Genomic DNA, 20,211 nt, shown 5'->3' with positions numbered 1-20,211 from the left:
AGACTTCCACCGAGGCAATGTTGATGATTCACGGGGTCGAGAAACTCTCCAAGCATGATCCAACTAGGCCATCGCGGCGGCGTTGATCTTCTTCTTGGCAAGCTTCGTCAGTTTTTTGTCGGCTTGCTCCTCATCGTTTAGGTTTTCACCAAGCAGCGAGTGGGCACTGGTGTAGCCGAGTTTCTTAGCCCAGGTGCAAAGCGTTCCGTAAGTGGCAATTTCATAGTGCTCGACCTTCTGAGCCAAAGCGATCAGCATCGCGTCCATCACATCGGGATCGGCGTCTTCCTTCATCTCTTGGGAAGCTTCTTCGATTAGGCCAGCCATCGCTTCGCACTTCTTTGCACGAGCGGCCTTGCCGGTCTCTTCAAATGCTTTTTCCGCGCGCTCAACGTGTTGCTTGGTTTCCTCTAGGTGTTCTTTAAACGCGTTCGCAAGGTCTTCGCTGCTAGCCTTCTTGGCCATCTTGGGAAGTGCTTTGAGAAGCTGCTTTTCCGCATGATAGATATCACGAAGTTCATCGTAGAAAGCGTCTGCAAGACTATTCATGGACATATCGAGTCCTCCTCGGCTTGAATGGGTTGATAGAGCTACACCCATTCCCTTTGCAAGCAATGTGCCAGTGCGTAAATGACCCGAAAAGACTTAAAATGGGGGAGCACTGTTGTCTGACGAAAGACCAGAGTGATAGCACGCCGTCCATTCATGCCGAGGGCATTAGGCCCACTGCACTTCCAGCGGATACCACTGCCCTGGCGCGAGTTGGAAGATGATGCGATCTCCGTCAACCTTGCATTTCGAGATACGATTGCCATGAAAGTCACATAGATGAGCTTCGCGTACTTGGCGAAAACATCGCAGGGCCCCTTTGGCATTACGCCCTTCGGTTTCCAGGATCTTGGTATGACAGCCAATCACGTTGTCGTTCTCGTCAGTTAATGACTGTAGACTGGTCAGGGCGACGTTCTTGGCTTCCAAATGAAACAGCCAAGAGGAGTTGCCTGGGGCAGGCATTGAAGCGGATTCAAAGACAGGTTGCGGTTGATACATGAATTCGCGCGCAGCTGGCAGGGAGTATGGTAGATCGAGCCCAATTCCAAGACGGAACTTTCGCCGAGTTTCGCCATGCGGAATCAGGATGGTATCGAGCATGTGCCCGTGATTGCGCAGGTGAAATGGGATGCCGGCTGTTAGTAACGTGGTTTTCCCATGCGACGCGTTGATCTCAACATAGTTGGATGCTTCGATACGCCGACCGCTACATCGTGTGCGGACCCACTGTACATCGTGATACGCAATCGCCGTTTCATCCCCCCAGGCCAAGCGGCAACAATAGTGCGAGTCCCATGGGAGCGATTTGGGATCTACCTGAGGTTCAATTTCGATATCTATTTCTAGCACGCGAGATGCTCGCCACAAGCGGTATGTTTGCTTGTAAGTAGCCATGATCTCGTTTTCTTCACCCATTAGGTTGCCCTGGGTGTGAATCTCGCCCATCGCCGGAGAATTGGTCGCCGGATCGATTTGCGTTACTTGCATTTGACTATAAAAGGCCGTCGCATCGGGACCGAGGTACCGTTCTCCGGTTGCTTGTTTTTTGCCAGGCATTCTCAGCGATAGCTGCTGCGATAGGCGGTTGCCCCGCGTTTTGTAGTCGTAGATCGACTTGATGCCGCCTGTTTCTGGATGAATGTGCACCTCCATGAACTCGTTGCGCAAGACGTGGCCATCGAGCAGTGATTTTTGCTTACTGGCGATCGTCTTGGCGTCTCCTGTGATCCAGGCATATCCACATCCAGGCAGATCGACTGCGGCAAATTTTCGTTTGCTATCATGGCCGCTTGCAATTACCGGTTCGCCTGCGGTTGGAAGGTCGGCTAATTCTGAAACAAACACGCCGCGCGTACTAACCGAGTTCAGCGTGTTCAGGCTGAGATAGGCGTGTTGAGGTGATTGCTCCAGGCGTGGGAGAGCGGCAGCAAGATTTCGGCTCGCCGCACGGACCAACGCATCAGCCTCTTCCGATTGGCTGATGCTGGGGTTGGCTGGATCTTGAAGAGAACGCTCTAGGCGCTGCTGTGTTTCAGGATCGGCCTTTCCCGACATTAACTCAGCAAATGCACGAAGTTTCTCGCCGGCTTCCAGTTGAGCGTTGAATCGCTCACGCTCGGCATGTTGCGAGACTGGCCCTTCTTGCCGACGAACAATCGACTGCTTGAGCCAAGGCGTACGATAATCTTCCGGCTTGAAGTTGCCGTGGTAGGTCGCGGTGTCGGTTTCTTCGAAGTAATGTTCTACCGTGACGAATTCACCCAAGCTATTTCCATAGCGGGCAATCGTCTTCAAATCTTCGTACCAGGGTGATGTCATCTGCGGCCAATGGGCGAAAGCGAGCGTTGCGACGTGCTCGCCATCCATGGCTTCGCCAAGTTTGGAAAAGAGAGAGAGGAAGGTCTCAGGCTTAGTGGCATCAAGCGGAAACTTCGCCAAAGTATCAATCGTGGAACCATCCATTCCTTCCCAGCGTGCTTTCCCTTGATTGCTGACCGGAAGCTTTCCCTCGTCGAGGGTTGCATGAATCGCTCCGACGTACCCCAGTCCGCGAAGGATTTGCGGTAGAAAGGCTGTCATCCCAAATCTTCGGCGGCCAAATACTTTGGGAGAATCGCCGAATGCTTGCTGATATGCCTCGTGACCGCGCCGGAAATTAGCTAGCAGCGATTCTGGATCGAGCAGGTTCAGGGGGCCCTCCACCCACTCTCCGCCGACGATACCCAACTGCTTGGCCACGATTTTCACGGCAATCGCTTCCTTTAACTCGGGATGGCTATCCGCAATCTTCGTCGCCAGTTCGCCTGAGATCCAAAGGTTCGTGGGAAGTGGGCTTTTGACATCCGCTAGCAGTGCTTCGTTGAGCGTCGAATCTGCGACCAGTGTGAAGTCGAGCAAGCTTGCGTCGACCGAATAATACTGATTTCGCTCTTCCATCAGGACGTCGAAGCATGCTTGAAGGCATTCCGTAGCTACTTCTTCGTTGCCCTCTATGGCTGCTTTCGCCGCTTCAATGGTCTTATTTTCGAAGTAGATTTCGTCCAGGCTACTTGAGTAACGCATCTGCCGCGTCAAAAGCTCTACCTGCAGATAGCAATATCCTAGCGCATAGAAATCGGACGCCAGTTTCGCCGCCACCTCGTGGATATCTCCTACGCGGTCAAGCAGTCGGGTCACAATTTCCTGGCGATCGGTCAAACCTTTGACTAAGGTCGCTCCCGATTCCTTTGCGCGTTGTGAGAAGCCTGCGGGAAGTTCTGATTTGCAAATGGAAGGAATAAGCAGTGCGAGCCCATCCAGGCTCTCCGGCGGAGAGTCTACCCGATGCCACTGAGGATTTTTCCCTGCCGAGGCCAAAAAAGCCGGGTGCCACATCGCTGTCCAATTGGCCAGGATGCTTTGGGCTTCGTCTCCGGTGTGGTAGGTGGGAAAGTCTTCGAAGCTATGGCAAGGAAGCAGAATCGCGATTTCCTGAATCATTGTCCGTGGGCCTGAAAGGAGGAGAGGGGCGATTGAACGCAAGTAATTACCCAATAATAAGTTATAGGGTATACTCTAGAGGCATCCGAGGGCCAGGGTGGACCTTGTTATGGGGGGCCTGACCACATATTAGCAACAGGAATGGTGGACAACAGCGAACTCTGATGCGGATTCAGATCCCCATGGCGGGGAGGTTGATTGCGCCCTATCTTGTTATGATATAGTGGTTTACATAAATACGTGTAAATTGCAAATTCGTTGACATTCTGGAGAAGTTCACACTAGAATGAGGATGTTGGCTAATTGTTGTGAGCGAATTTCACGGCATTGGCAACACACCCTTTTCGATTAGTTTGCTTGTCTTAAACCTGCGATCTGCGGAGCGTGCTTCTTCGTTGGCTGAAATTGCCGGATAATTTCTAGCTGTTTGGTGCCAAACTAGATGAAACGCAACGTGGTGATTGCTGTGAGGAACAGAGATGGCTGTTGGTAAAGCCGTTTGGGGCATCGACATCGGTCAAAGTGCGCTCAAGGCCCTAAAATGCCGAATGCACGAAGACGGATTCTGGATGGTCGCCGAAGCATTCGACTTCATCGAGTATCCCAATCCGTTGAATCAGGCTGGGGCGGGCTCGGAAGGTTTGATTAAGGACGCGTTGCGTGAGTTCCTTTCGCGGAACGATATTCGTAACGACACGATCAGTATTTCCGTTCCAGGCCAGGCTGGGCTTGCGCGTTTCTTCAAAGCACCTCCGGTCGAAGCCAAACGCATTGCGGACATCGTTAAATACGAAGCGAAGCAGCAAATCCCCTTCCCGTTGGAAGACGTGATCTGGGATTATCAGCCGATGCCTGGTTCGCACGAAGAAGAAGGCATCTCGCTCGAAACCGAGATCGGTATCTTTGCGATGAAACGAGATCAGATCTTCCGATCTCTTCAGCCTTACCTGGATACAGGTATCGATGTTGATTTTGTCCAGCTGACTCCGATCAGTTTGTACAATTTCGTTGCGAATGATCAGTTGACGATCAACCCACTCAAAGAAGAGTACGATCCCGCGAATCAGCCCAATTCGTACGTGATTGTTTCGATGGGGACCGAAACGACCGATCTGGTGATTACCAATGGTTTCCGTGTTTGGCAGCGCAGTCTGCCCATCGGCGGCAATCACTTCACAAAGCAGTTGACCAAAGACCTTAAGCTGACCTTTGCCAAGGCCGAACATCTCAAACGCCACGCTTCCGAGGCGGAGAATGCGAAGCTTGTTTTCCAGGCGATGCGTCCGGTGTTTAACGATCTGGTCACGGAAATTCAACGTTCGATCGGGTTCTTTCAGACCTTAGACCGCAAGGCAAAGATTTCTCGAATCATTCCGATTGGTAACGGGATGAAATTGCCTGGTCTGGTCCCTTACCTGGGTAAGAACCTGGGTTACGACGTTGTCGAGCTTGATGGCTATCAAAAACTAACTGGAACAGAAGTCACTTCGGCTCCTAGCTTCCGCGAGAACATGCTCTCGTTTGCAACGTGCTACGGCTTGTGTCTGCAAGGGCTCAAAAAATCGGCGTTGCGAACCAATCTGCTGCCGCAGGAAATTCTGGTTGATCGAATTGTCCGACAAAAGAAACCTTGGGCGGTTGCTGCTTTAGCAAGTCTATTACTCGCTTGTGCTTTGAACTTTGGCTTCCACTGGCAGGCCTATAATTCCGCTCATATCCCGGAATTTGAGGACGCGATTCGCAAGGTCACTGCGGTCGAATCGACTAGCCAAAGTTATAACTCGACTGATACCCAGTTGATGACGGAAAAAGAAAATCTAGAGATGATTGGGCGTTACGTCGTTGGTAACGAAGAAAACCGTCGACTATGGCCCGAGTTGATGAAAGCAATCACGGTTTCGTTACCCACGGATCCAGAATTAGCGCTCGGTCGGGTTTCAGATAAGCCCATTGATCAGCGGCCTGACCTGCAGATCGAGGCGATCGAGTCGCAGTATTTTCCTGACCTTTCGATGTGGTACACCGAAGCTGTCAAAATGAAATACGCGGTCACCCTGGAAACGCGTAAAGTCATTCTGCGACGTCTAGAGGAAGGGAAAGAAGCCTCACCTTCGATCGATAAAGAACTCGCAGAAGAAGTAGCCGCAGAAGCCGCAGCTGCAGGGGAAACTGCTCCTGTGGAAGAAGAAACAGGCTCGACCGAAGGGACGGCGGCCGAAGAGGAAGCAGACGTCGATCTAACCGAAGTCGAGGGAGAAGCCGATCCGGAAGACGAACTTGCTGGCCCATCTGCCGAAGAAAGTGGCTGGGTCGTGCAGATCACCGGTTATCACTTCCACAACAGCCCGGCTGCTCGTGAAAACATGGGTGCCCAGTATGTGCGTAATACGCTGATCGATCAACTCGATCGCGGCAGCATAGAACTGATCAACGAGAACAACGAGCCTGAGATTGTATCGATGAAAGAACTGGGCATATCACATCCCATCATCGCGATGGACGAGGTGCCGAGAACGGTTCAGATTACGAATCCGAAATACGATCCGCCTGCGATGGGCAGTGGTATGGGGGACGAATATGGTGGTGGCAGCTACGGAATGAATTCTGAAGAGCCGATTGATCCCAGCAAGATCGAACCACCTACGATTCAAGTCAAGGTTTATCGATTCACCGTTCAATTCTGTTGGCGTGAATCGCCGCTCTCTAAGCGAGAGGAAGTACGTCGTGCTGCGGAACTTGCCGAAGCGGAAGAGAATGCCGCCAATGCGGAAATGGAGAACTACTAAGCCATGGATAAACTACGACCAGCGATCGCGTTTTTAAAGAAGTATTACTTCTGGGTCTTCTTGCTCATGGTTCTATTGTTGGCCGTCGGCGGGTGGATAATGTCAATCTCCAGTCTAGATGAAGATTATCAGGCCCGTCGTCAGGAGATCGACACACGCCTAAGCTCGGCTAGGCAAATTTCCAGCACGGCCAATCACCCCAATACGCAGTATCAAGAGGAGATGCAGACTTGGTTGACGCAATATCGCGACGACATCGATCAGGCTTGGCAGAAGAAATGGGAAGCTCAGAAAGGGGTGCTTACTTGGCCTCCGGAATTGAACGTTGGCGGCTCCGATTTTACGGATATCGTCAACGGTATTCTCTTGGGCCGTCCTATTGAAGCCCTGGCCGAAGAGGACAGAATGTCCGTATCGAAGAGGGAGCTCTACCGCGATTATATCAAAGAAGAACTGCCGAAATTAGCCGAAATTATCCATGCTCGCTGGGCTCCTTCGGGCAGTGGCGGGGGCGGAGGCGGTATCGAGGCATTCGATGGTGGCGGCGGTTTTGAAGGGGGGGGGCGAACCGGCATTGGTGCTCGCAATCCTAACAATGTCGAGAAGCCACCGCTGGTTTCGTGGAATCCTACCAATCAAGCCAATATCCAGTCCAAGAGTTTCGACTGGTCTGGGGCCAACAGCAACCAGGGAATTGGACCCGGTGGGCCAGGCGGAGCAACCGGCGGTGTGAGTAACGTTCCCACAACCAAAGAAGTTCTCTACGCTCAGGAAAACCTGTGGGTGTTGAAGAACATTATGAATGTCATCGCGAAAACCAACGGCGACATTAGCAGCGCCCACCAAGCCACTATCAAGGCGATTGAAACGATCGAGTTTGGTCGTGAGGTCATGCCAATTCAATCCAGGGTTGTTATCCCTCGTTCTCCATTGGTCACAAGCCAGGACGAATACGGGATGATGGACGGCGGAATGATGGATGATCCCTACGGTTCCGGCATGATGGACGAAGGCATGGGAATGGGGATGGATGGCATGGGCATGGACGGAATGGGCCCAGATGGTATGCCCATGGATGGCATGGTAATGGATCCAGGCGATTTCCGGTATGTCGACAAAGACTATAAAAAGCTAATGGTCGACGACTTGCGTGCCGCTACCACCGAGCCAACTTCGGAGAACTACTATCTTTCCGTAGCCAAACGTTTGCCGGTCCGAATGCGACTGCTTATGGATCAGCGCGAGATCGATAAATTGCTGGTCGAGTGCGGCAATGCCGATCTAATGATTGAAGTGCGCCAAGTCCGCATCAATCCCGAAACCTCCGGAGTCGGTGGTGGCGGTGGAATGGGCGGTCCCGGCATGGGTAACTTTGAAATGGGCGGCGGCATGGGAATGGGCGGCGAGTTTGGCGGTGGAATGGGCGGCATGGGCCGTGGCGGCCAAAGTGGCGATAACCTGGATCAGGCCGAAAAGATCTTTGACGCTCCGGTCGAAATCTACGGCATCATTTACATTTACAATCCGGTGAATCGCGACCTGTTGTGGCCTGAAGGTTCGCGACCAGTCGACGACGACTCGGCAGCGGATGATACCGCGACGGAAACCGCCGGCATGTCCGCGACCACGCGGTAAGCGGACATTGCCCCAGACCTCTTCTCTTCTCACATTCGGATGGTTCGGAACAGAATAAGGATGACTCAATCATGAAGAAGCTGGACTTACAAAACGGTGGGCTCAAATCAAAATTGATCCTCCACGTTGAAAAGCTTGTCTTCGGATTGGCTATTGTCCTAGTGGTTGTGTTTGTTTACCGCGGGACTCAACAACGATCGATCGAAACGACTCCTAACGATTTGGTTAGCGCTTCCGAAAACGCTCGCAATAACATCGAGCTTCAAACCTGGGAAAAGGTCGAGGAAGAACGTTGGGTGCCGCCGGAATATCAAACGGCTGCCACGCGAGCAAGTAAGCCGATCCCCTTGGCACCTTACGAGACTCCTTCGAGTTTTCGAGTTCGTCATAAGGAAAGTATCGAGAAACGACCAGATCCGGCTCTATTGCCGCTTGCCAGTATCGAAGTGACGCCGGGATTCGCTCCTTTCGCGTTCCTGAGCACTCAGCAAGCTGGCCAAGGCGGAATGGGAATGATGCGTGAAGGCGGCCCCGGCATGATGCCTGGTGGATCGGGATACGAGAGCTACTCAGGTGGTGCATATGGCGGAGAGATGGGAATGGCCGACGCGAACGCGCCACCAACATTAACCCCAGAGCAGTTGTTGGAATTTGGTCAGGCCCGCGGCGGTACCGGTAGCAAGATCGAAGGCAAGTACTTCGTGGCAATTACCGGACTTGCTCCGCTGAAGAAACAATTGGACATGTACGAAGCCGCTTTCAAAGATCGAGCGAACTACATGGAAGGTCGAGACTATCCTCGTTATGTCCACTTTGCTATCGAACGCCGCGAACAGAATCCAGATGGTACCTGGGGCGAGTGGGAAAAGTCGATCAACGTGAACCAGGAGCGACTAATTGCTCGTCATCGTTGGGCTTTCATGCCTGATGAAGTTGCACCGCCTGAGTACCTTGATGCGACGCTCAGTTTCCCCATGCCACCGATTCTTCTGTTCAATCCCGGCGATTGGGGGCTACATTCGACGGTTCCCAAGTATGAACCAAGAGAGCAAGGCTACGGCAATGAAAGCATGATGTCCGAGGAGATGGATGGGATAATGCTTCCAGAGGCCAGCGGCGATCTGCCTGGTGATGTGCCAGGGTTTATGGGTGGGCCTGGTCGAGCGATGGGTGGCGAAGGCGACGGTGGCTTCATGGGGCCCTATGGTCGCCCTGGTCGTATGCCTGGGATGGGCGGTGCTGGCAACAACATCATGACGCCTCCTCCAGGAATGATGCGTAAACCAACCGGGAACCGTGGCGGTGGCATGAGCATGGCACGCGGTGAAGGGGGTGGCGGATATGGTGGTGGTTCGTCCATGTTCGATGCTGAGAACAAGATGTTCCGCTTTTACGACACCTCCGTGGTGCCCAATAAGAACTACCAATATCGAGTGCAGTTGTGGCTAGAGGATCCTAATAATCCTCAGAACATTCAGGAAGCTCCACCAGCACGTGCTTTGGAAGGAAATGTGCTTACACGTCTGAAGCCGGAACGTGACAAAATCATGAAGCATCTGCAGACTCAGCAGGGCGGCATGACAAGTCCCCGTGGTGGTCAATCCGGACAAACGGGACCACAATTTAAGTTCTGGCGAACGACTGAATTTAGTGAGCCAAGTGCCACGGTTCACGTCCCACCAAGTGCGGACGTGCTGGCTGGTTCCGTTGATGCTGGACGAACGGTTTACAACCGAAATAATCAACGCCAGATTCTGCGAACGGCTGAGCCGAACGCAACGGTGTTGGCCATGAAGTGGGACTCGAAGAAGGACGTCAATGCCTTGGTCACCAAGGAATTGAAAGAAGTCACTCGTGGCAGTATGGTCGAGTATAACGGGGATCTGTGGATTTTAGATCCAGCTACTTATCAGTTCCGAAAGCCTTATCCACTTGAAACGGATAAGAAGGATCAAGAGTACACACTTAGGACAGGCTACACGCTTCTCGACGTACGTGGTGGCGAGGATACCATCGGTCGTTACACCGACGAGAACAACAAAAAGTTGCGAGTCCCCGGTGAAATTCTGGTGCTTGATGAGTCTGGAAATATTCACATCAAGTCGGAGCTTGACGAAGTCAAAAAGTTCGCCAAGTTCAATTTCGCTAAGCCTGAGGTCAAAAGACCTCGAGGCGGGCGGGATGCAGACGACCCTTATTCGATGGAAGGTGGCTCTGGTTACGATGATTACGGCGGAGGCGGCGGGCGAAGAGGCCGCGGTCGAGGCGAGTAATCGCTGGATTCCAAGCTGATTTTCCCCCAAGGCGTTCTTCGGAGCGCCTTTTTCTTTGCGCGTAGAGAAACATCTATTGAGTCGTTTCTCAGATCTCGGTACTGTACTGCCCGGCGATTTTTGCGCTGCCAGCGAGGAGACCTCCTGCTGCTAGCAGCGTAACTGGTCTGATTATCAAAAAAGGTTGAGCAAGTCGTCAAAGCGACCTTGACCTGTTTGGGAACAACCAGTAATTAACCGCCTCACCTAGAAATGCAAGGATGCAGATTCACCAGTGCGCGCGGCACGTGGACAGGGCAGGCGATCCCAATTAAGGATTCGTTTGCGGCTGTTCCTCGTCAGAAACGTGTCGCCGTAAGGGGAAGGATAGGAACACCATGAATCATTCTCGGACGATCCCAGAACTCACGGATCGCAGGCTGCCACAAGTTCAGACAAGGAGAGTCGCGTTGAATTTGGCCACGCGTGTGCTTACAGCCGGTCTCATTGCCGTGCTGTGCTTCAGCACTGGAAAAGGGGTTGTCGCAAATCCGTTGACCGAGATTGAGCTCGTCACGTCAATATCGGCGACAGGTCAACAACAAGGTTCGCTGTATGATCAGCAAAAGCAAGAAGGGGTTCTGAAGGCAGCTCGCGATGCGATGCGTGCCGGAGACTACCAACGTGCTCAGTCTCTGATCGAGCAAGCCAAAACGTTCAATGTTCCCTCAGATCCGGCTTTCAGCAAATTTCGGGATACCCCGGAAGCTGCTGCTCGTGATCTGGCCGATCTGACGGCTGCCCAAGCCAATCCAGACTATGTCGGGCAAAAACTGCTCGGACAGGAACCTGGCATGGAGCAGAAGATTGCGGCCGAAGCTCTTGCTCGTGGCAAGGAAGCTTTAAAAAGCGGCCAAACGATGTCGGCTTTGAACTACTACCAGCAAGCTTCCAAAGCGGGCCCAGACTTCCAGTCAGCCGGCTACTCGGTCATGGCTTTCCGTCGAGACCTGGAAAACGCAGGCGTTCGTCCTTCGATGCTTGGTGGTGAAGTCGCCGCTGATGGTCCTGCCGCAGGAACCAGCCCAACTCGCCTTCCGACGGTCAACCAGACGCCTGATCCTGCGATGACCTCCAATCCCTACGCTGCAGCGACCAGTACGCAAGGCAACGCCGAGACATCTCGCCGGATGTTGCTTCAAGCTCGTCTGGAACTCGCACGTGGGAATGTGGCCCTCGCAGAAAAGCTCGTACGTCAAGTTCAGGGCTTGGGGCTCGTCTATCCATCGCACCAAGACTCGCCTGAAAATGTCGAGTATCTGATTCGCTCCGTAAATCAAATCTCAGCCTCGCCGGTTGGTCCACAGTCGGCCTATCAGTTTGGTGAAGTCTTGCTTCAACAAGCAGAAGGCTTGATGCTCTACGGGCAATACGATCTGGCGGAACAGATGTCTCGTCAGGTTCAGTCGATGAACCTCGATTTCCAGAGAGCTCGTGTTACTCCGGACCGTTTGCTGACTGAGATCACGCGACGCCGAAGTGGCGGTTCCGGTGCAAACCAGGTCGCTCCGAATGTTTCTGAGAATATCGCCGGCAACGCCCGCGCTAAAGAACAAGCCATCCTTGTTCAGGCCAAAGCAGCCCTAGATCGCGGTGACATTGGGACGGCCGAAGCGTTTACCAAACAGGCTAACACGTTGGGTAACCGAAGCTATCAACAGGGCGACCTTCGCCCCGATATGCTGATGTTAGAAATCTCGCGAGCGAAAGCTTCCAGTCCAGTACGCCAAGCCAGTGGATCGCAAGGTCCTATGGATGCAGGATTCCCTGTTTCGCAAGGGATCTACAATCCTCAAAACGATGACACTCGCAATATGCCCGCTTCTGCCCAGCAAGACGCTACCGGCCAGGCAGGCACGCGATATTTGCAAGAGGGTGAACAGGCGTTGGCTTCCGGCGACAAGATGAAAGCTCGCAAGCTGTTTGAAGAAGCCTGGAAGTACGAGAGCCAACTCGATCCAACCGCACGCCAGCGTTTGCAAGACTTCCTGCAATACCAGACTAACCCGGTGACCAGCGGAGTTGCTCAGACCAGTAACTCCTCGCCTTTGGCCGAGGTTGACGCTCGGCAGCAAGTGCTGCTGCGGCAGATGATTGCTGAAGTCACTCGAGAGCAATCGCAGGCCGACGCAATGCGTGAGGTCGATCCAAAAAGTGCCTTGGACAAGCTGAAGAGAGTTCGTGTCACGGTAGATGAGTCGTCGATCGATGCCATTGCCAAGAAGCAACTGCTCTCTCGTGTTGATCGCAGCGTCGAATCGCTCGAGACCTACATCGATATGAATAAGTCACAGATTGAACTCGACGAACGCAACATGGCGATCAAGAGCGAGATCAAACAAGATCGTGACGTTAAGCTTGAAATCGATGGCAAGCTGGCCGACATGACCAATCAGTTCAACGAACTGATGGATCAACAGCGTTGGCAGGAAGCGGAAGTGATTGCCCGCCAGGCTCGCGAAATGGACCCGGAAAACCCGGTGGTCCAAACGTTAATCTGGAAGGCCAAGTTCGCACGCCGTACCTATCAGAACATGGCTCTGAAGGACGACAAGGAATCGGCCGTTTGGCAAGCCTTGCATAACGTCGATACTTCCTCGATTCCGTTCGATGACAACAATCCCATTCAGTTCGCAAGTGCGAAGGAATGGGGAGACATGACCGAACGCCGTCGACGCTGGTTGACAGAGAACTCGCAGATCTCGGAAGACGAAGTCGAGATTCGTAAGGCTCTTAAGACCAAGGTCGACATCAAGTTCAACAAACAGTCGCTGCAAAGCGTCATGGAAACCTTGGGCAACATGGTTGGTATCAACGTCATGTTGGACCCACGCGGCCTGCAAGCCGAAGGGGTGACTTATGACACTGAAATCAGCATTAACATGCAACAAGCGGTTCGCCTGGACAGTGCTTTGAATCACATTCTGCAGCCACTACGGTTGAGCTATGTGATTCGCGACGAAGCTCTGGTCATTACCAGCGAATCGTTCCGCAGCCGCAACGTGTACCAGAAGGTTTACAACGTAGCTGACTTGGTGCTTCCAATCCCGAACTTCGTACCGAGCTACAACATGGGCCTTCCGGGTGCCATTAAGGCTGCCTACGAAAGCCAAGGGATCACGGGTTCGCCAGCAGGAACGATGGGGGGATCGAATCCCATGTCATTGTTCGCCCAAGGCGAAGACATCAACAGTTCGAGTGCACTGGCCCAGGTGCCTAACGGATTCATCCCTGGTTTATCCGGTGGCGGTCCTCCGGTTTCCGGCCAATCGCAAGGTAACATGGGCTTCGGTCCTGGCGGTGGCGTAGGAGGTGGTCCTGGTGGCTTCGGTGGTGGTGTTCAGCCTGACTTCGATCAGCTGATCGAACTCATCACAACGACCGTCGAACCGGAATCGTGGGAAGAACTGGGTGGCCCAGGCTCAATCGCACCTTTCAGCACGAACCTTAGCCTGGTGGTTAGCCAGACGCAGGAAGTGCACGATCGACTCGCTGACCTTTTGGCTCAGTTGCGACGTCTGCAAGACCTTCAGGTTACCATCGAAGTTCGCTTCATTACTTTGAACGACAACTTCTTTGAACGTGTCGGTGTCGACTTCGACTTCCAGATTCAGGACAACACCACTGGACTGGGTGCGAATCGTAATAATTCGGGCAGCCCGAGTGTAACGGTTGGTATCGACCAGGATGGTAACCCGACCGGGGACTTGGATCTGCAGTTCAATCAAGAATTGTTCAATAATACGGTTCCATCGGTCGGTGGCTTGATCAATCCAACAACCGCAGGTGCGACGTTCGGATTTGCGATGTTATCTGACATCGAAGCCTTCTTCGTGATGCAGGCCGCACAGGGTGACTTGCGATCGAATGTGATGCAGGCTCCGAAGGTGACCTTGTTCAACGGTCAAACGGCATTCGTCTCGGATACCACTCAAACCCCGTTCGTCACGAGCGTGATTCCTGTTGTGGGTGACTTTGCTGCGGCTCAGCAACCGGTGATTGTCGTTCTAAACGAAGGTACTTCACTTAGCGTGCAAGCGGTCGTTTCTCCGGATCGTCGGTTTGTACGCCTGACCCTGGTGCCGTTCTTCAGCCGAATCGGTAACGTCGAAGAGTTCACCTTCGAGGGGACTACAAGTACTCGATCTGATTCGACCGTTCAAGATCCGGATGCAGCAGATGGTGGTACGACTAACGATGAAGAGGAAGAGGTAACCTCTGGTACCACGATTCAGCTGCCACAGTTCTCCTTTGTGACGGTGAGCACGACAGTGAGTGTGCCTGATGGTGGTACAGTGCTACTGGGTGGTATTAAGCGTCTAAGCGAAGAACGTCGCGAACGCGGTATTCCGGTCTTTAGCAAGCTACCGTATATCAATCGTCTGTTCCGAGACGTAGGTATCGGTCGAGAAACGCAGAGCCTGATGATGATGGTGACGCCTCGAATCATCATCCAAGAGGAAGAAGAAGCGAAACTCGGCTTCACGCAGTAACGCCGTACTTCGCAAAAAGACTATGACCTCCTGCCGCCGTGAGACGTCTTCGGACTTTCACGGCGGTACTTTTTTGCGCCATGTCGAAGATTGGCGTACAATAGAACCTTTGTCCAAGAGATACGTTCGCACGGTTATGTGCGATTTGTCTCTTTCCATTCTGTAAGAGCATCTCAGAGGAAGTGTCTTGTGGCCAAGTTTGTGCTAGTTCTCGGCGTTCTTTTCAGCGGGACGGCTGTCATCGCAGGTGCGATGGAGCATACGGTGCGAGGGATGATTGTGTCCGATGTTTCCGGTGCCGACGCCGACGCAGTCGGAGATGAACTCTCCGACCCTGCTCCCAACCCAGCAGTGGCGAAAAGGCTCTCCCAATACGAAACGGGGGTGAAGTATCAGATGTATCATGGCCTGGCGATGATCGGGCTGGGTATGATAATGGCCTGTTCCGCCCGAGGCCAAGCATTGGGAATGGCCGCTGCAGTGTCTCTGGTTCTCGGCGTCGTGCTTTTCAGTGGGACGCTCTATCTCATTGCCGCCATGGGAATGTCGCAACTTACGATGCTAGTCCCGGTGGGTGGAAGCATCATGATATTGGGATGGATTCTGTTTTTGATTACCGTTCTATTGTTCGAGCCGCTAGTAGATCGGGAAGATCTGGAATGAAGGCTGCAAACTAGAACCGAAGGTCTTTATGTCTCGATTCGCATCGATTGAAACGGAAATGCGCCGGCAAACGATTTGTCTGGCGATAGCCGTAGGTGTTCTCGCGCTGTGGTCTCTCTATTGGCTGCAGGCGGTGTTGATCCCGTTTGTCTTGGCGATTTTTATCGTCAGCGGTTTGACGCCAGTATTGTCGAACATACAAAATCGACTTTCCACGACCCGCCTGGTTGCCGTCCTGATTGCTTCCCTCATCGGGTTTGCCTTGGTGTTTGTGCTCTGGAGCATCATTTGGCTTTCCGTTGCACAGCTTCGGCAAGACGGTGGCAAGTATGTTCAAGGAGCAAAAGCATGGGTCGATTTGGTCCCAGAATGGGTGAGAACGCCTGAACTTGCCTTTCAAGGCCTTCTGTCCGGAAGTTCACACGCAAGCGATGTCGCAGAAGCCGTAAATACTTCAAGTATTAACGACGCGGCTGTCCCCATGGCAGGAACGCTACAACAGCAGAATTCGGCATCCCAGCAAGATGGTCCTTCGCATGATCTTCTATCGCAATTTCTAAATGACACCGTAAAGCATAGCTTGAATAAGCTTACCGATTCGATGTGGTATATGCTTCAAACGAGCACGATGGTCGTCATCTTCCTCTTTTTTCTACTGCTAGGAAGCTCGCAAGCTACGCTCCCAGAAAATACCTGGCAAGAGATTGACGCCAAAATCCGAGAATACATTCTCACCAAGTCGCTTATCTCGTTCTTTACTGGCCTCGCCTTTGGCTTCACTTTGTGGCTTTTCGGAATACCTCTGGCGGCTGTTTTCGCCCTGTTGGCGTTCTTATTCAATTTCATCCCGAACATTGGGCCCATTCTAGCGTGCCTGTTGCCTTTGCCATTAATCGTATTCGATCCGGAAATGGCTTGGTGGGAAATGACGATCGTGATCACCCTCTCATCTGCCGTACAGATAATAAGTGGGAACGTCATCGAACCCCGCATGATGGGCGATTCATTCGACGTTCATCCGATCGCGATCTTGTTAGCGTTGATGTTCTGGTCGCTGATCTGGGGCATGATTGGCATGTTCTTGGCAGTTCCCATGACAGCGATCATGAAGATCTTGTTTGCCAAGTTTGAAATGACTCGTCCGCTGGCAGACTTGTTAGCCGGAAGAATCGATAGCTTGAGCTTCAAGAATTTCAATTTCGGAAACACGTCTTCCGAGAATGGACCAGACGCGAAGAGTGCTCAAGCTTAATTGCCTGTTCGCTTCAATCGCTTCGAGTCTTGAATAGACGGAAGCTGCTGACGCGCTTGGCATGTCCATCTGCACCTAAAATAGCGCAGATTGCTTTTGGCGGAAATTTGCTAGGCGGCTACGACTAGTCATCACCCTCGAGCCGAAAGGCGATCTCGTCATCTTCCTCTAAGGGAGATTGGCAGTTCTCGCAGACAATCCCATTCGCAGAACCTTTCGTGCCGTGTACGACATTGTCGCACTTCAAGCAGCGATACATTACCGCGAAGGCAATTGAATCGGTATCGATCAATACGTTTTGTGATTTGACGATCATTTCGGAAGCCTCATTTCGTTGCTGGCAGGCGAAGGGGCCTCTACTCCTGTGCATTTGCCCAGAAGTGGATTCGTTAGCGATGGAGTAATCTTGAATTGGTATCTACAGTACGCGAAAAACGCAAAATGAAACAGGAACGCGACCGGAACGCATCAGCATAAAACCATGCGTATTGGTGAATTGCAATCCTCACAGGTGGCAAGCATGGTGTTAAGTGGTGTTTTAAGGTTCCATTCACCCGAGTATCCGCTCTACGGTTTGTCTCGTAACAATGGAGTTAGCGACTGCAGGTCTAATCGTGGGATGGAGTGAAGTGTTTCAAATTTGCAATTCGAAACGAGCCTGAGGCCCTCGCAGAGTCGAGGAATTTGGCGTTTCCGGGCAATTCTGGGGAGAGCTACGCAACCTTGAGGTAATCGTTCGACAGGAAATTAATGCCTCAAAGATTCCCAAGCATGAATCAGTAGGTCGGCGGCTTGATCGATTTCTTCCTCAGAGGTGTACCATCCGAGGCTAAGGCGAATTGTTCCCCTTTTATCCGTCTCGCTGATTCCCATCGCCCCCAGCACAGGCGAAGTGTTTCCCCCCCCCACGGTATCGCTACAAGAGGTTGCCGCACAGATTTCGGGAACGCGTCTAAGCAGCTCTTGGCCGGAAACTTTTGGAAAGTTGATGCATAATGTGTTCGGGATACGCTCGACTTGTGATCCGTGAATGACAATAGGCTCAGGAATCGATTCCATGAGCCGGTGGCCGAGTCTTCGAGAAAGTTGCGTGAGCTTTTCTGCCGCAGCATCGATACTGCGACCCACTAAATTTGCCGCTTTACCCATACCAACCCAGGCCAAGACGTTCTCAGCTCCGGCCCTTAATGAGTGCTCGGCCCCGCCTCCATGGATGATGGGCTGAAGGGAAGTTCCTTCTTTAACGTAGAGGGCCGCGGCGCCTTTGGGGCCGTAAAATTTGTGGGCACTGATGCTTAGTAAATCGACGCCTAACTGTTTAGGATTGACGTGAATCTTTCCGGCAGCCTGGCACGCATCGGAATGTAACAGTAACTCATGTTCCTGACATATCTTAGCCAGCTCGCTTATCGGCTGAATAACGCCAGTCTCGTCATTGGCCAGCATGATGGATACGAGCTGCGTATCCGGGCGTATTGCCTGCAAGAGAGCATCCGCTGTCACGATTCCATGGCGATCGACCGGGACAATTGAAACGTCGCAACCCATATTACGGCAATGACTTGCCGTTTGGGCTACTGCCGCGTGCTCGATGGCGGAAATGATGATGTGACATGGTTTTCGTTGCGCAAGATAGCCATAGGCGACTCCCTTAATGGCCTGATTGCAGCTTTCGGTACCGGAAGCGCAGAACACGATTTCATCGGAAGTTGCCCCAAGCAGGTGAGCAACTTGTCCTCGGGCATCTTCTAAAGATTCGTCGATGGCGCGGCTTCGCGCATAAATCCCGTCCGGGCAGGCAAAATACTCCGCCATATAGGGGAGCATTGCCTCTTGGACGCTCGGTGCAATGGGCGTCGTCGCGTTGTAATCGAGAAAGATCGATTTCATCAGACTTTGGGTAACGCTCCCTTAAACCCAAACTCTGTATAGGCTTTAGGAGGAACAATGGCCGTGATTTTGAGATAGCTGATCGAGTTGAAAGGAATGATGGCCTGACGAGCTCCGATTGCGTCGGGAGTCTGACGTTGTACGACCACCATATTTTCGTCGAGCGCGAAACCAACGAAAGGGATCGATTCGTTAAGCTCCGACATAATGACCCCCTTTTGGGGCATGTCTTTGGGCCAACGCTCAAACAGGTCTAGCCACATATTTTTTTCGGGGTTCACAAGTCATTCCAAGCTAAAAGATTTCGTTGGGACACCACTTCATTACAAAGTGTCGGAAGGTAAAAGGTTACCTTTGCAATAAACTTCCCCTAGGTTGCGAATTCAAAAAGCTTGTTGAATTCAGCAAAATCGTTATCTCAGAACGGTTTGCGACATCTTCGTGCGACTTACAAAGTACTCGACATTTGAACGGGAATGGGTGATACTTAAAGTGGCCTAGCACTTCAAAAAAACACGCTTGTCAGTGACTTATCACGCATTAAGGATTTTCGGACATGATCAACCGCCGAAACGGCTTCACGCTGGTGGAATTGCTAGTTGTGATTGCCATTATTGGAATTTTGGCAGGCTTGCTACTTCCAGCAGTCAACATGGCCCGCGAAGCGGCCCGCCGAACCGAGTGCATGAACAATATGAAGCAGATCGGTTTGGCCGTGCAGACCAAGATGAATTCGCACCCTCGTAACGAGATGCCTCCGCATCGTTCGTGGGCGAAATCGGTCACGAACGCCAATAAGGCTAGCTATAATGCTTATGAAGTTGTTGGCTGGGCTGTTCCGCTTTTGAATCAACTCGATCGTGCGGATCTTGCCGAGTCGTATATCGCTGGTAATCCATCGGCATCGATTGGTCCTTACAATCCAGTCATTCTTGATAACAAGATCATTCGAGCATTAGTATGCCCAAGCGATCCACTCGATCCCGATGAGACCAATCCGCTCAGTTACATCGCCAATGGTGGTTTCGAAAACAACACGGATCCTGCCGCTCTGGATGACCCACTTGACCTCTCTGAAAATGGTGCCTGGAGCGATCTGAGCAATCTTATTGATGGGACAACGCAAGACGAAGTCCGGATGACTGGTTCGAAATTCAAAGACGGAATATCGAATACGCTGTTGGTTAGCGAACGTGTTCGCGTTCCCAACTTTGGTGCAGCCGGTACTGGTTTGAAGTGGAATGAAGAAAGCGATGAATCAGAATCCGCTCTCTTGTGGAACGATGCGTTCTATACATCTGGCTGGGTCCTTTCCCAGGGTAATCTGCAGGATACGCTGGGTGGCAACTACTTGCCTTCTAGCTATCACGGTGACACGGTACTGATGACTTTCGTTGACGGTTCGACCAAGGTGGCGAGCACCGACATGGACGCTCACGTCTATGGGCGATTGATATCCAGCGATGGTCGTGATGCTCGCCTACGCGGGGCGGCATCAACGTATTTCGCTAACGCAAATACGACAACCGATGGCTGGCAGCAAGTCACACTAAGTGAAGGTGATCTCCCATAGGGGCGTGACGCATCTGGCATCGTTCAGTACATTCAGAGACATCCTTTCTTTCGCGAAAGGATGTCTCTTTTTATTT

The 20,211-nt window shown here is 52.3% G+C and carries 12 protein-coding genes; 7 read left to right on the top strand and 5 right to left on the bottom strand.

Annotated features, from left to right (window positions below; genetic code table 11):
- Positions 1-63: 63 nt before the first annotated feature.
- Positions 64-555, bottom strand: coding sequence for a YciE/YciF ferroxidase family protein (locus HOV93_RS14090; protein ID WP_207397141.1), 492 nt, complete (start codon positions 553-555; stop codon positions 64-66).
- A 162-nt stretch (positions 556-717) separates the two neighbouring features.
- A complete protein-coding gene (locus HOV93_RS14085) occupies positions 718-3,531 on the bottom strand; it encodes a glycoside hydrolase family 38 N-terminal domain-containing protein (protein ID WP_207397140.1) in 2,814 nt (937 codons plus the stop codon).
- 479 nt (positions 3,532-4,010) lie between these two features.
- On the opposite strand from HOV93_RS14085, the gene pilM reads away from it, so the two are divergent.
- The 6 genes from pilM to HOV93_RS14055 all read left to right on the top strand — a co-directional run bounded on the left by pilM (position 4,011) and on the right by HOV93_RS14055 (position 16,672).
- Positions 4,011-6,317, top strand: coding sequence for a pilus assembly protein PilM (gene pilM, locus HOV93_RS14080; protein ID WP_207397139.1), 2,307 nt, complete (start codon positions 4,011-4,013; stop codon positions 6,315-6,317).
- A gap of 3 nt (positions 6,318-6,320) precedes the next feature.
- A complete protein-coding gene (locus HOV93_RS14075; protein WP_207397138.1) occupies positions 6,321-7,952 on the top strand; it encodes a hypothetical protein in 1,632 nt (543 codons plus the stop codon).
- A 71-nt stretch (positions 7,953-8,023) separates the two neighbouring features.
- Positions 8,024-10,225, top strand: a complete 2,202-nt coding sequence (locus HOV93_RS14070; RefSeq protein ID WP_207397137.1) for a hypothetical protein — start codon at positions 8,024-8,026, stop codon at positions 10,223-10,225.
- A 377-nt stretch (positions 10,226-10,602) separates the two neighbouring features.
- Positions 10,603-14,757, top strand: coding sequence for a hypothetical protein (locus tag HOV93_RS14065; protein WP_207397136.1), 4,155 nt, complete (start codon positions 10,603-10,605; stop codon positions 14,755-14,757).
- 189 nt (positions 14,758-14,946) lie between these two features.
- Positions 14,947-15,420, top strand: a complete 474-nt coding sequence (locus HOV93_RS26165; RefSeq protein ID WP_207397135.1) for a DUF423 domain-containing protein — start codon at positions 14,947-14,949, stop codon at positions 15,418-15,420.
- A gap of 28 nt (positions 15,421-15,448) precedes the next feature.
- Positions 15,449-16,672 (top strand): AI-2E family transporter, encoded by a 1,224-nt coding sequence (locus HOV93_RS14055; protein ID WP_207397134.1) that lies wholly within the window; start codon positions 15,449-15,451, stop codon positions 16,670-16,672.
- Positions 16,673-16,796: 124 nt separating this feature from the next.
- Here the strand turns inward: HOV93_RS14055 and HOV93_RS14050 are convergent, their stop codons facing one another.
- The 3 genes from HOV93_RS14050 to HOV93_RS14040 all read right to left on the bottom strand — a co-directional run bounded on the left by HOV93_RS14050 (position 16,797) and on the right by HOV93_RS14040 (position 18,843).
- Complete coding sequence (locus tag HOV93_RS14050) at positions 16,797-16,988, bottom strand: hypothetical protein (RefSeq protein WP_207397133.1); 192 nt, start codon at positions 16,986-16,988, stop codon at positions 16,797-16,799.
- 431 nt (positions 16,989-17,419) lie between these two features.
- Entirely contained in the window at positions 17,420-18,562 is a 1,143-nt protein-coding gene (locus tag HOV93_RS14045; RefSeq protein WP_207397132.1) for a cysteine desulfurase family protein, read from the bottom strand.
- Complete coding sequence (locus HOV93_RS14040; RefSeq protein WP_207397131.1) at positions 18,562-18,843, bottom strand: hypothetical protein; 282 nt, start codon at positions 18,841-18,843, stop codon at positions 18,562-18,564. The genes HOV93_RS14045 and HOV93_RS14040 overlap by 1 nt, the downstream gene beginning before the upstream one ends.
- A gap of 275 nt (positions 18,844-19,118) precedes the next feature.
- On the opposite strand from HOV93_RS14040, the gene HOV93_RS14035 reads away from it, so the two are divergent.
- On the top strand, positions 19,119-20,135 hold the full coding sequence (locus tag HOV93_RS14035; RefSeq protein ID WP_235990322.1) for a DUF1559 family PulG-like putative transporter: 1,017 nt from the start codon (positions 19,119-19,121) through the stop codon (positions 20,133-20,135).
- Positions 20,136-20,211: the final 76 nt, after the last annotated feature.

Source organism: Bremerella alba (assembly GCF_013618625.1).
Lineage (GTDB): Bacteria > Planctomycetota > Planctomycetia > Pirellulales > Pirellulaceae > Bremerella > Bremerella alba.
Note: the sequence above shows the minus strand (reverse complement) of the source record. Positions and strands in the feature narration are given on the sequence as shown.